Source organism: Bradyrhizobium sp. PUT101, from assembly GCF_052043945.1.
In the GTDB taxonomy this organism is placed as follows: Bacteria; Pseudomonadota; Alphaproteobacteria; order Rhizobiales; family Xanthobacteraceae; genus Bradyrhizobium.
Map to the genome: position 1 here is coordinate 5,557,784 of NZ_CP197207.1, position 12,604 is coordinate 5,570,387.

12 protein-coding genes and 1 tRNA gene are annotated in these 12,604 nt (G+C 60.9%); 5 read left to right on the forward strand and 8 right to left on the reverse strand.

All coding sequences use genetic code 11. From position 1 onward, the window contains the following. Positions 1–50: 50 nt before the first annotated feature. Complete coding sequence (locus tag ACSHT2_RS26760; protein WP_440637614.1) at positions 51–635, forward strand: HutD/Ves family protein; 585 nt, start codon at positions 51–53, stop codon at positions 633–635. Between the two features lie 216 nt (positions 636–851). Then, the gene (locus ACSHT2_RS26765) at positions 852–2,042 is read left to right on the forward strand and encodes an adenylate/guanylate cyclase domain-containing protein (RefSeq protein ID WP_440637616.1); all 1,191 of its coding nucleotides are present in this window, start codon (positions 852–854) and stop codon (positions 2,040–2,042) included. 467 nt (positions 2,043–2,509) lie between these two features. On the opposite strand, the gene ACSHT2_RS26770 is transcribed toward ACSHT2_RS26765, so the two are convergent. Both ACSHT2_RS26770 and ACSHT2_RS26775 read right to left on the reverse strand, forming a co-directional pair. After that, complete coding sequence (locus ACSHT2_RS26770; RefSeq protein WP_131874606.1) at positions 2,510–2,689, reverse strand: hypothetical protein; 180 nt, start codon at positions 2,687–2,689, stop codon at positions 2,510–2,512. Positions 2,690–2,932: 243 nt separating this feature from the next. Continuing rightward, on the reverse strand, positions 2,933–3,301 hold the full coding sequence (locus ACSHT2_RS26775; protein WP_440637618.1) for a rhodanese-like domain-containing protein: 369 nt from the start codon (positions 3,299–3,301) through the stop codon (positions 2,933–2,935). Positions 3,302–3,824: 523 nt separating this feature from the next. On the opposite strand from ACSHT2_RS26775, the gene ACSHT2_RS26780 reads away from it, so the two are divergent. Together ACSHT2_RS26780 and ACSHT2_RS26785 are read left to right on the forward strand one after the other, a co-directional pair. Beyond that, a complete protein-coding gene (locus ACSHT2_RS26780; RefSeq protein WP_319333522.1) occupies positions 3,825–4,049 on the forward strand; it encodes a hypothetical protein in 225 nt (74 codons plus the stop codon). Positions 4,050–4,632: 583 nt separating this feature from the next. Further along, positions 4,633–5,430, forward strand: a complete 798-nt coding sequence (locus tag ACSHT2_RS26785) for an adenylate/guanylate cyclase domain-containing protein (protein WP_440637620.1) — start codon at positions 4,633–4,635, stop codon at positions 5,428–5,430. A 96-nt stretch (positions 5,431–5,526) separates the two neighbouring features. Here the strand turns inward: ACSHT2_RS26785 and ACSHT2_RS26790 are convergent, their stop codons facing one another. The 4 genes from ACSHT2_RS26790 to ACSHT2_RS26805 form a co-directional block, all read right to left on the reverse strand. Further along, positions 5,527–6,303 carry a hypothetical protein gene (locus tag ACSHT2_RS26790; protein ID WP_440637622.1) on the reverse strand — a complete coding sequence of 259 codons (777 nt, stop codon included), beginning with the start codon at positions 6,301–6,303 and terminating at the stop codon, positions 5,527–5,529. Positions 6,304–6,645: 342 nt separating this feature from the next. Then, positions 6,646–7,626, reverse strand: a complete 981-nt coding sequence (locus tag ACSHT2_RS26795) for a glycosyltransferase family 9 protein (protein ID WP_440637624.1) — start codon at positions 7,624–7,626, stop codon at positions 6,646–6,648. Next, complete coding sequence (locus tag ACSHT2_RS26800) at positions 7,619–8,767, reverse strand: radical SAM protein (RefSeq protein WP_440637626.1); 1,149 nt, start codon at positions 8,765–8,767, stop codon at positions 7,619–7,621. Before ACSHT2_RS26800 ends, ACSHT2_RS26795 begins: the two co-directional genes overlap by 8 nt. Continuing rightward, positions 8,737–9,906 (reverse strand): aKG-HExxH-type peptide beta-hydroxylase, encoded by a 1,170-nt coding sequence (locus ACSHT2_RS26805; protein ID WP_440637628.1) that lies wholly within the window; start codon positions 9,904–9,906, stop codon positions 8,737–8,739. Before ACSHT2_RS26805 ends, ACSHT2_RS26800 begins: the two co-directional genes overlap by 31 nt. Positions 9,907–9,937: 31 nt before the next feature. Here ACSHT2_RS26805 and ACSHT2_RS26810 point away from each other — a divergent pair, with 31 nt between their 5' ends. Further along, positions 9,938–11,353 carry an MBL fold metallo-hydrolase gene (locus ACSHT2_RS26810; protein ID WP_440637630.1) on the forward strand — a complete coding sequence of 472 codons (1,416 nt, stop codon included), beginning with the start codon at positions 9,938–9,940 and terminating at the stop codon, positions 11,351–11,353. 40 nt (positions 11,354–11,393) lie between these two features. On the opposite strand, the gene ACSHT2_RS26815 is transcribed toward ACSHT2_RS26810, so the two are convergent. Together ACSHT2_RS26815 and ACSHT2_RS26820 are read right to left on the reverse strand one after the other, a co-directional pair. Next, positions 11,394–11,594, reverse strand: a complete 201-nt coding sequence (locus tag ACSHT2_RS26815; protein ID WP_440637632.1) for a hypothetical protein — start codon at positions 11,592–11,594, stop codon at positions 11,394–11,396. 521 nt (positions 11,595–12,115) lie between these two features. Next, a tRNA-Ile gene (locus ACSHT2_RS26820) sits at positions 12,116–12,191 on the reverse strand. Positions 12,192–12,604 lie beyond the last annotated feature (413 nt).

The following is a 12,604-nucleotide window of genomic DNA, read 5'->3' on the forward strand; positions in this document are numbered from 1 at the left end:
TGAAGTGAAAACCGGTGGCAAAGCCGGTCCATCCCGCGCATGATGTGGACATGAAAACCACACTGCTGAAACCTGACGACTACACCCGCTCGCCGTGGAAGAACGGCGGCGGCATCTTCACCGACATTGCGGACGCTCATCGGGACGATGCGCCGCAGAAGAGCTGGGACAGCCTGCTGTGGCGATTTGCTTCGACGCCGATCGTGGCGCCCGGTCCCTTCTCCCACATGCCTGGGATCGACCGCTTGCAGATGGTCGTGGACGGGCGCGGGCTCGCGCTGAAGTCGCCCACGCAGGAATTCGACGAACGTGAACCTTTTACGACCGTGCGCTTCACCGGCGAGCTCGAGATCGTCACCGAGCTCGAGGCCGGTCCCGTCGAGGTCGTGAACCTCATGGCGCGGCGCGGTGCGGCGGAGATTGATCTCCTCGCGCTTAAGGAGCCCGGCGAGCGGTTGCTCGCGGTGGGCACCCATCTCGTCTACGCCGCTCGCGGCGAATGCCGCATTCGTCTCGATGACGATCATTTTACGGTTCCCGACGAGGGCACGCTGAAGGTCGAGCTGACGGAGCCGGCGATGCTTGCGCTCGTCTCGGGTCTGGCGGTGCTGGGGTCGATCCGGCTGCTCGCTTAAAGCATGATCCGGAAAAGTGCACAGCGGTTTTCCGAAAAGATCATGCTTAAACAACAACCTGAAGCGCGATGACGATTCATCCTAATCGCATCGCGCTTTAGGCGGCCGCTGCGGCGGTCGCCCGCTGCGTACAATCCATGCAATTGGTCAGGTTGACGCCGCCCGGCCGGAGCATGATATCTGCTTCGCAACGGACCGCAGCTCGAGGGGCAGGATATGAACGCGCCAGACAACCATGCCCCCACGCCTGCCGACGGCGTCATCGACTGGCTGACCAACGGCACGCGCGACGAGCGCTTCATCGACGACATCTTCGCGCAGATGTGCATCCGCCTGCAGCAGGCGGGCATTCCGGTGAAGCGTGCGACGCTCCACGTGTTGATCAATCACCCGCAATGGCTGGGGGCCCGCATGATGTGGTCCGACGGGATGCGCGAGGCGGAGATTGCGTTGGTCGACTATGAAGTTCGCGAGCGGCCCGAATATATCGGCAGCGCCGCTCACGAGATCCATGACGGCGCCACCGAGCTGCGCGAGAGGCTCGAGCAGGATCCCTCGCTCGGTCGCAAGCACGCCCTCTATGACGAGATGCGGGCCAAGGGCCTCACCGACTATGTCGCCTGGCCGCTCTACCATACGCTCGGCAAGCGGCACATCGTCACCTTCGCGACCGACCGGCCCGGCGGCTTCGACGATGCGCATATCGCCGGCCTCAAGAAGCTGTTGCCGGTGCTGGCGCTGGTCAGCGAGATCCGCATCAAGAACCGGCTGGCACGGACGCTGCTGGAGACCTATGTCGGCTCCCATGCCGGCGAGCTGATCCTGGCCGGCGCCACCAGGCGCGGCACCGGCACGACGGTCCGCGCCGCGATCATGATCTGCGACCTCCGGGATTTCACCAAGATTTCCGACAACTGGCCGCGCGACGACGTCATCGACCTGCTCAACGACTATTTCGACGCGATGTCGGAGCCGATTGCGCGGCACGGCGGCGAGATCCTCAAATTCATCGGCGACGGACTGCTCGCGATCTTCCCGCTCAGCGCGCCCGACGCCTGCGCAAACCTGCTGCATGCCGTGGCCGAGGCCCGGCAGGCCATGGTCGCGCTGAACGAACGGAACAGCGGCACCGGCCGCGCGCCGCTGAACTACGGCATCGGCGTCCATGTCGGCGACGTCATGTACGGCAATATCGGATCGACCAGCCGGCTCGACTTCACCGTGATCGGCCCGGCCGTCAACATGGCCTCCCGCCTCGAGGCGCTGACCAAGACGATCGGCAAGAAGGTGCTGCTGTCACGCGCCTTCGCCGAGCTGGTGGAGAAACAGTTCGCGCTGGAGCATGTCGGCCAGCACGCGGTGCGCGGCTTCAACGAGCCGATCGATCTGTTCGCGTATCCGGAGTGAGGGCGCGACCTACGCCCGCGGCTATTTGCGGTTCGTTCCCATCGTGCCGGCCCCCGGTGCGTTCATCTGGCCGCCCTGGCTCTGTCTGGTGTCGTTGTCCCCGGGGCGCTCCGTCGTCGACTTCGCCGGTGCGCTCGAGCCGCCCCTGTTGGCATCCGATGACGTGTTGAGACTCGAGGCGCCTGCGCCCGGCGCACCGCCCGTTCCGGTCGCATCGATGCTCGACCCGGATCTGGAGGCACCCGCGCCGCCTTGGGCGACGCGGAAGGTTGAGACGCGAGAGCTGCAATGAGCCCAGCAAGAACAAGCGCTTTCATCTTCGCTCCTTTCCGCTCGCGATCAGGCGGCCCCGGCCGTCCGGGGGCGGTTCATGCCGGGGCCGCCATTGCCGGAACAAGTGGGATCCGGCGCGGGCCAATGCGCGGGAACGCCTGGTCGTTCCAAATCCTGCGGGGCGGCGGCTGCCGCTACGCCGACCAGCGATCCTGCTCTTCCCGGTGCGCATGCTCGTTCAGCCGCTCGGCGATCTCGTCCGCAATCTGCTCCGATTCGGCCTCGGCGACGGGCTCGCCCTTGTGCGTCTTCAGCTTGTCCTTGTCGGCTTCGATCGGGAAATCGTCGGGCTTCAGTTCGTTATCCCTGGTCATGACACGCCTCGCGCGGTTCTCGGCACAGGGAAAACGCGCGTGAAGGCGGATCGTTTCGTCAAGGATGAAGCTTCGACCGACCGAGCAAGTCAGACGCCGTCGATCGCCCGGGTGACGGTCCCGCCCCCCGCACGTGGCGCAGGAAGTGCCAATCGGGGCGCAGCACCAAGGTCCGCGCCCCGAGGATCAATCGTTCATGGCCGTGATGTGCAAGCGCCAGGAAACGGGAACTGCCTGTTCCGCCTATTTCTCGACTGCCCCGGACCAATCCTTGAATCCGCCGACGTTGTAGACCTTGTCGTAGCCCATATCCTTCAGCACCTTCCCGGCCAGCGCCGATCTGCCGCCGGACGCGCAATAGAGGATGACGGTCTTGGTCTTGTCGAACGCCTTGTCGTGATAGGGCGACTCCGGATCGGCGCGAAATTCCAGCATCCCGCGCGAGACATGCACGGCCCCCGCGATCTTGCCGCTGGCGGCGACTTCCGGCGCATCGCGAACGTCGACGACCAGCGTGTCGCCGTTCTTGATCATCTCGGCCGCCTGATCGGAGGTGATCTTCGGGACCGCCGCGTTCGCAGCTTCCAGCATTTGCTTGACACTCGTTGCCATGGGTTCTCTCTCTCCTGCCGCCCCCGCAGGAGGATAGCACATCGCTTTTTGCTGCGCCTCCTCCAGCCGACGGACGCCGCGCCGGGCAAACCGGCGTTCGCCCGCCTGTCATGTGCCGGGCCGGGCGTCGTGCGGATGCGCAATTGAGGGCGCCTTGGTGAAAGAGATCGCCGCGCAGGACTCGTAAGCTGGCTTCGTGGGCGGCTCAGACGACGAATGCCGCCCGCGTCATCGGGAGGCGAGGCAAGCCCCGGTGCAACAGAAGAGGTGATCGGCGACATCAGGCGCGACAACGAGAGGAGACGTCTATGCCAACCTGCTCCGCAAATCTTCATGGTCGAACCGGGCGCTGCGCCGTTTGCGACGGCCAGTTCGGACTTGTCAGGTATTACGCGTGGCGCAAGCCGCTCTGCTCGAAGAAGTGCGTCGATCGTTTCGCGACGCGTCGCCGGGATGACCGCGACTGGTTCGGCCGTGTCCCGATCGCATTCGAAATATCTCCAGAGAACCGTGCGAGGATGCCATGACCCTGCAGATGTCACGACGAGGCAAGCAATACATGGAAACGGCGCAGAGCCTGCTGCGCGCTGCGATGAGCATGACCGACGAGGTGGTCGCGACGCGGCTGAAGCTGCTTGCCGATGATTATCAGCGCCGCGCCGAAAAGGCATCGAGCGTCGATGCCGCCAAATCGGTGACGCGCTCGGCGGCCAGGCCCGAATACGACTGGTCGAAGGAGCTGACGTGAGATGATCGCCCTGCAGGGATGGGGCGATCGCATATCGTGTGCACGATGTGGCTCACTGGGCTCCCTCTCCCGGTTGCGGGCAGGGCTATTGCATATGACTTTTCGGACGGGCCTGAGCAAGCGCCTCGTCCTTCGAGACGACCGCTTTGCGGTCTCCTCAGGATGAGGCTTCGCTAAGGCGGTGTCCTTTGAAACTGCTGCCGCGCACTACGCCTCATCCTGAGGGCCCGCCGGAGGCGGGCGTCTCGAAGGATGGCCGCAGGCGAGTTTCCCGCCGCGTCTCCTCATATGCGATTGCCCTGCGCTTGCGGGGGAGGGCTGGGGTGGGGTGTTTCCGCATCGGGATTGTTGAGGATTGCGGCGAATGTCCCTGCGTGGCGAAGCCCTCACCCGACGCCCTCGATGAGCGCGCCGGCCTCTCCCGCAAGCGCAAGAGGCCGAGCAAGCCCCGCGGACAATCCTCGTCCATAAGCGATAGCCTCGTCTGCAGTGCGGAGGGGCGGATTGGGAGCCCGGTTGCCAACGCCGGGTTGTGCGACTAGCTTTTGCGAAAGCTACGCAAACGGTCTTTGGCCGCACATTCATGCCGAAATTCCTTCGCATCGGTGTCCATCAGTCGAACGTCTCCGGGTACACGTCGAAGGCGTGGTGCGTCAGGCGCGTTGGCTCGGCGGTCTTCCTGAAGTGGGGCGCCGTGGAGGTGCATGGCGCCGGTGCCGGCCGCAAGGTCTACTGGTCGCGTCTGCCGCAGGAGAAGACGGTTCGTTGCGGCAGCGCGCAGCGCGCGCAGGACTACACCAAAGCCGCGATCGCGCGGCGCCGCAATCATCGCTACGAGCCGCTGACCGGACCCATCGCGAACCGGAGCCCCTCGGCCGCACGCAGCGCCGAGCTCAAGCAGGCCCTCGCCACCATCCTGATCGTCGACATCGTCGGCTCCACCGCGAAGGCGGCCAAGCTCGGCGATGCGCGCTGGACCAAGGTGATGGGCCACTACTATGCCGCCGTTCGCAAGGAGCTGAAGACGTGCGGCGGCAAGGAGGTCGTGACCACCGGCGATGGCGTGCTCGCGACCTTCAAAAAGCCCGCCGCCGGCATCGCCTGCGCGACCGCGATCCAGAAAGCCATGCGCACGCTGGGCCTCGAGATCCGGGTCGGCCTGCACGCCGGCGAATACACCATCAGCGGCGGCGAAATGGTCGGCCTCGCCTTCCACATCGGCACCCGCGTCGCCGCGAAGGCGCGCGCAGGCGAGGTGCTAGTGTCGAGCGCGGTGAAGGAACTGATGACGGCGCAGTCCGCGATCAGCCTGAGGGATCACGGCGTGCACCGGCTCAAGGGCGTGCCGGAGCGGTGGAGGTTGTATAGGGTGGAGGGGTGAGGTTGGTCTCCCGTGCCACCACCCAGGACCCAGTCGGGCACAGGCCGCCCCTGCCGCGCTAGGCCCGCAAGCCCATCGAGCGTTCGACCAAGGAGCCTACGCCAGCCGCTCAAATGCGCGCTCCAATGCAGGGCTGGTCTCGCCAGTGGCCGACTTCATCGAACGATAGGCGGCAGACAATTCCTTGATGGGAATGCCGTGAAGCCGCGCGAACTGCAAAACAAGCTCAGGCCGCACCTCCGTGAAGAACGTGACGACGTGTGCGATCCAGTTTTGCCAGTCCCTCGATCTGAGGCGAGCCACGAGATCAGGCGATGTGATCGCCCGGCGGTATGGAGCGTTCGTCGTACCAAGAACGAGTTGATCAACATCCCTTAGTGCGGAGGCGCGCTTGGAAGAGCGTCCGATGCTCTTCTCCGGCTTCTTCGCGGAGCCGGCCCGCTCGTGTTGTTCCTCTGCATCGGCTGCAGGAGTTTCCAGTGCCGTCCGCCGGGCATCCATCTTCGCCTTCAGCGTCAACACATCCTGTAGCTTCGTACGGCGGTGCTTGCCGACATATCGGAAGGGCAGATCGCCAGAGTCCATGCGATGCACGACGAGAGGCCGTGAGATTCCAAGGATATCTGCCGCGTCATTCGGACTGAGTTCCTGATTCTCGGCGACGACGGCGACGCGTTCGCCCTGAAGGAGATGGCTGAGTGCAGTCTCGAGCAATGCGGCAGCCTTGAGCGGCAGTCTAACGATCTGATCCGCACCCGCCTTGCGGCGGACCCGGACCTCGACCCGGTCGCCCTTGCCAAGCCTTCCGAGGGCCTCGCCCGCCTTGCGGTCCTGGACCGAGAGTTCGACGAATTGCAGGACGTGCGTGGTCATGATGGAAGTCCCTTCCGAGCCCAATTATAAGGCCCGGTCCACCTAACTGAAATATCTGAAATCAACTGCGAGTGGCTGCGTTCCTGGCTCCGCAGTTGCCCCTCTGAAATGCATTGAAAGTGCACTCTTGTCTCAAACGATTTAGTGCACTGTCACCGTAATCTGCGCGGATGGTGGGGCGGTCGCTGAGGTTGGAGTTGGTTTGAGGGGCAGTCGGGATACCGCTGGACTGTCATCGTCGGAGCGCCTTGTTGGCAAGCCCTCACAAAGCGGCTGGATCATTCACTCCAACATTGTCGCAGCAATCCCACACCGCAATCCCCGACAAGGCGAGTTCAAATCTCAGAAACTGAAAGGCCGGCGGGGCACTCGGCTCGATTCTCCATGAGATCTTTGCAATACATCTTCGAGCGCCTGAACGACGGCGGTGACGGAGATCTCGGTCATCTCATGTGCCGCTTGGACGTGTCGATGCACTGGAGAGAAGCGGAACCCAAATTCCCTCGCGTCAGTTGGGCCAAACAGTCCAATGCCGGGCACCTGCGCGAAGTCTGCGACATGGAGCGGGAACGAGTCGACACCAAGAAAGAGATCAGCAGAATAAAGAAGCGCCATCGCAGATTCTATACGCAAGCCGACGGCTGCAATTAATCCGGGAGTATCATTGATGGCGATCTCATGAGCGCCGATAGCGATCACAACAAACTCGGGATGTATCGACATGAATGTGGCGATAGTCTCGGCCATATAGTTTGGCGGCCAGCGTTTCTCAGGTTTGGTCTCAGCGTGGACCACCAGCAGTTTTTGATCCGAGCCGATTTGTGAACGGAGGGAGGTTGCGAAGTCTTCGCTGACCGAAGGAAGCGGCAGCCGCGACAAGTAATCCTCCGGCGAGCGAGAACGGTCAAACAGACGGACGACTTGGAATGCAAGGTCGGCACTGTGGCGCGAGAAGTCGAGCGGGAGTGCGGTCGAAAAATCGGGGAAGAAGCCGACCGAAGATCTAGGGTGAAGGCGAGTCAAGAGTTCTGTTATTGATCCCGAATGCCAGGGGTTGAGGCTCAGGAAGAGATCGATCTTGTCAAGCGTCTTAGCAACAAGAGCTGCATCGAACTGACCTGCCCCTCCAACGTATCGAATCCGGGTTTCGACTATGTCACGCATTGGCAGACCAGCTAGGAGAGTGCGCGCGAAGGGGTTCCCCACCAACACGGTCAAGCGCCCGGCAAATAGCTGGCACAGGCCGCGTATCGCCGGGAGGTTCAATATGTGGTCGCCCAAGGCGTTCGAAAAAAACAGGGCTGGCCTGGCTGCGTCAAGCATATCCGTGGGCCCTCAATGTCCGGCGCATATGTCTTAGCAGTACCAGAATGTCTGCACACCAGACTGAAGGATTGTCAAAGTGCTTCGCGCGAGAATATCGGTGCGGCGGATAACCGCCGCCACAAATCTCCACCTCTGGGCAAGTGCGGCACATTGATGGCAGCTGGAAGCCGGAGACTAGCGCTTTGGAGAAGAGGGGTGATCCAGAAGAAAGATTATCAAAATCATTCGTCAAGATGTTCAGATCGCTGGCCGAGAGCCCATGCTCGCAAATGCGCAGAACATCCAAGCCCTCGATGGTTCCGTCAGTGTCGATGGCCAAATAGCTCGGCCTGCCATTTCCAAAGTTGTCGAATCGGGATTGGCCGCCCATCAACATTGACAGCAGGTTGTTGAACAAACGGATCTCGACGGTCGGATCGTCGCGTTTGAGCCAGAGGTCGAAGATTGGGATGAGGTAGTCAGCCACGGGGTGCGGCCCGAGTCGGCCGTAGAAAGCGTGCTTGCTGTCGTGTGTCACGTCAGGCAGCAACAGATCGAAGCGCTTGATTCCTAGATCGAGAAAGTACCGAAAGGCGTCGACGCCTGAACGACTGGGCTGTATTACGCACAAGACATATGGATCGATGCCAGCGGCAATTAGATTCTGAACTCCTTGGATAACGTTCTCATGGGAGCCTCGCCCGTGATGATCACGCCTCGCTTGGTCATGCCATTCGGCTGGACCATCGAGGCTCACTGAAACGTCGATGCCGACTGAGGCCAAAAGGGCCGCCCAATTCGCATCGATGAGCGTTGCGTTTGTTTGAATCGACAGCGAACGCAGGCTTGTTCCCAAGGCAGCGCGGGCTCGTTTCACGAACTTACCTAGGCGCGTCGGTCCGACGAGCAGAGGCTCGCCACCGTGAAAGAGCATTGACATGCGGTGAGGCGCATGCCGCTCGCAGTGACGTATCATCGCCAGAAGAATGGCGTCAAAGACTCGATCTGAGATCAGCGGCGGCCGACCCAAATAACTTTGGTCGGCGTGCTGATAGAGATAGCAGTATGTGCAGTTCAGATTGCAGCGGCTCGCCAGCTTGACGATGACAGTGGCGATCTTTGGGTCGTCTACGACAGGGCAGCTGACAGAGGATAACATAGGCCTCGCCCGATGTCGGTCAACTGAGCGTGCAGTCTGATGGTATCGCGCATCATAGTAACCTCTGCGTGTGTAGGCTGCAAGGTTTCTGCGCAGTATCCGTCATCGTCGGCATGGCGTTCCCTCAGCTGGCGATGGAGCAGCAGGACGTTCCCGAAGGCGTGAAACCCGAGAATGATCTTGTCCAGTGGACGTTCGGTGCGCTTAAGAGGCGAATACTGAGTGTCCTCTGCGTTGCTCAACGCGAAGCCCAGACGAGTCAGCAGGTAATAGTATTGATGGCTCGCCTCGTGCACGAGCATCTCGGCGACGGCAGCCGGTCGGGTATCCGCAGTGATCCGGAGAACACCCGGTCGAGACGCAAAACTTGCGCTTTCAAGCAGGCGACCCCTGCATTCCAGAAGAAAGATTACCCGAACGACGCGTGATACCCACTCGTAATACTCGGGAGCCGCGCGCGACAACAAGTCAAAAGCTGATTGGACTCTGTCGGGCAAGTCGCCCCTTAAGCGATTTCTGAATTGTCGCGAGAGGATCGCAACTTCAGTAGCGCGTCCAACGTTGCGATTCCAACACACAATCCGCCTGGCGCCGGCATGAACGGTTGGAAGTTCGATGGCGTCCGCGGTCTCCACGTTATCGCGTTGCACCGAAAAAGTATGAGGCCCAACGTTAATGCAAGTGCGTTCGGAGTCAACGTGAACAATGAAGCGGGTGGCGGCCGGCAAAAGCCAGTGTCCAAACCGAAAGCGGGTCGGGGAGGTCAGATTGACGTTCCAATCACCAATCTCCCCCGCCGCGGCGAGCATCAACCCCGCACCGCATGCCGCACGGTCTACCAATTCCGTGTTTCCGGAAAGTGCCTCGTGCGCAGCGCCGCAGTTCGGGTCCAAGGCAAAAGTCCCAAGATTTCGCCCTTGGCTGGCCTGCTTCAGATAGGTGCGCAGGGAATTGGAGCTTTGGTGCTCATGCATTCTCTCAATCAATACGCGTAGGACCTCCCGGGTCCATTCCTCTGTGACCGCCCGGAACAACTCGGCATGGAGTGGCGCGCCCGGAAAGGAAAAGCCTCGATACAAGGATTCACGATGGCCCGACAATTCTCCGCTGGAGGATTCTGCAGATTGAGGAATAATCATTGAGATGGATCTGAGGTGAGGGTCTTGAGACATGCTACCATATCAGCAAGGCGATTCATACGCGTTGGTGTTGCATCCGGACTGCCTCGTCACGTTGGACAGCTATCGGCTCAAACGATTTCTAGACGACGGCTCGTTGGCACATCTTGCACTTGGACAAACTGCTCAGGAGATTGCAGATTGCCGGGACGCAATGTTTGCTGCTAGGGAGTTGGGCCGAGAAGACTGGTTCGAATGCAGCGGCGCAAAGCGCTTCTATACCAACGTCGGTGAAGTCCTGCGTTTGCGAGACGAGTTCTATTTCGATCCACCGCTAACGATCTTCGATCCCGACCTGGAACTGTCTTTCCGATCGAGGGCGGACCGCTCTGAGCTGCGCATTCCGATAAATGCCTTGAGCCTCCCAGTCTTCGGCGAGTTGCTCGCCCGGCTTAGGCCGTCGACGAGCGTCGACGAACTACGCCGAAAGGTAGACCACGCCGAGTGGAGCCTGCTCGAAGTCCTCATCGAAAAGGAACTGCTCCAGTTCGTAGAGTTGCAGTCGCTGCCTGCGCCTTCCGGATATCATATTGCGCTGGCCGGGCATTCCTGCCTAGTGGTGGAGACGCCGAACAGTAGTGTGTTGATAGATCCACTTTTAGTCCTCCGACACCGGCCCGAGGTTCGGCTCGAGCATTTCCTGACCAGACCCTACGATGCGATCATTATTTCGCATCCTCACTGGGACCACCTCAACCTGGACAGTTTACTGCTCGTGGATCGCGACACGCCAATCGTCGTGCCAAAGCTGCGCTCGCGGCCGTCCATTGTGAATATCGACATGAGGCGCGTGTGCGAGGAGCTTGGATTCCACAATGTGTTGACAGTGGAGCCTTGGGAGTCGCTACAGTTCGGCGATGTGGAGTTTGTATCGTTACCCTTCTATGGAGAGGGCAGCGGTCCAGAGGGACGGCAAGACTGGCAGACATACCATCTCCGGTTCGGAGGCAAGAGTGCTCTTGGAGTGGTTGATGCATGCGCTGACCACTTTGGCTCAATGGACGACGTTATGCGAGAAGTGCATGAAAGGTTTGGGCCCGTCGACTTGTTCTTTTCGCCGTGCTCCAATTTCCACTTTCAAGGCTCCCATTTTTATAAGAAGCCTTTCGTTCTGTCGCGCGCCTTGGAGCAGTTCACGGGTTCTGCTCAGGATACGCTGCGTTGGGCCGAGTTGGTCAAGGCGCGATGGATTCTGCCGTACGCGGAATTCGCGTACGAGCATGCCGACTTTGCTCAACCGGTATCCAATCCCGCGCAGTTCGGAACGCATGCTGATCTTTTTCGGATGGCCCCACGATCACTCGCTGAACGAATCATCGTCCTCTCGCCCCAAGGCGAGATTAGCTGGAGCAAGGATGGTGAACTCCGTCTTCCTCCGAGCCGGGCGGGCTCCGCTGAGATCGCTTAGGACAATTCTATCGTCCTTACCATGACTGTCCGCCGAGCCGTTACTGCTGGGGCTGCCCTTTTATGTACTGATCAACCGGACCCGGCGATGTGCCTTTATGATACTCATCGATCCTCTCATCCGCCGTGAGAGGCGTCGCCCGGCCAGCCAAAGCAACTTGCTGACTGATAAGCTCCAGGATTTCGCTTTTGGCTGCTGGATTGAGCCTTGAACCGGCTGGAGCCTTTCGCTCTTTTGCCATCGATTGCCCTCCTGTTCATTGGAATGCTACTACCTCTGCGCGAAAACGTAAAGAGCTTAGCCACCGAAGGGTATGGCACTATCAATGACTTGCAGGGCGAGAGCGTTCCGGACGCCAGATCGCTACGATAAGTGGTGCGCGCATAGCCGAGCCACAGTTGTAAGGCGTTCGGGTGTGTCTGGCTTATTTGCGAGGATCGCGATCTGCTTCGCTTGGTCTTTGTCGAAAGCTGGGGTTGCACCATCGGCAGGTCGGCGGCGCGAATACTTGACCTCGGTGCCCTCTTCGATCCCGCAATCAGCAGCAGAAGGCGTTCGATCGATGAAGGGGCGATTTCCTCGATCGTCGTCACGGTGACAGTGCACAAAAGCCCATCGAGCAGAAGCGGTGGACCCTCGGCACGCATTTCGTCGAATACGTCGCCTCGGCCCTGTGGGCTTCGGCGTGTCAGCCTTCGTTCGCTTCGCTGGGTGTTTGTGGCACCGGCTTGCCGAGCCGAAACTCGCGAAGCGAGTCAAGGCTGGTGGGCCCGGCAGGACTCGAACCTGCAACCAGACCGTTATGAGCGGCCGGCTCTAACCATTGAGCTACAGGCCCCGCCGCGAGGCGGCCGCGGGGAGGCGGCCGGCAACGGTGCGCGGTTCGTTTACAGGGCCTGAGGCGGGGGTGCAATCCTCAAGCGTTTTCAAGGCGAAGGGGTCCCGGTTCGCGCCTGGAGAGCGCGTCGAACAGAGTGGGGCCTGATCAAGGGGAGCCGCCGGCGCTGCGCGGAACATGCGGCGTATCGAATGATCGGATCATCGCGGAATTCGGAATAGTCGCATTCTGCCACTGTTTTGCCCGACAAGTCAAACGACCCTCGCGATCATCCGGCCGCGCCTCATTTAGCGCGTCCGTAAGCCGCTGTGATTGCTCACGTCCTCTACTGTGCATGGGGTTGTTTTCGCACTTTTTGCTTTGAGAGGGCCTGTTGGCCCCCTCGAACGTCGTGCCGGCGAGCGACAGATCCC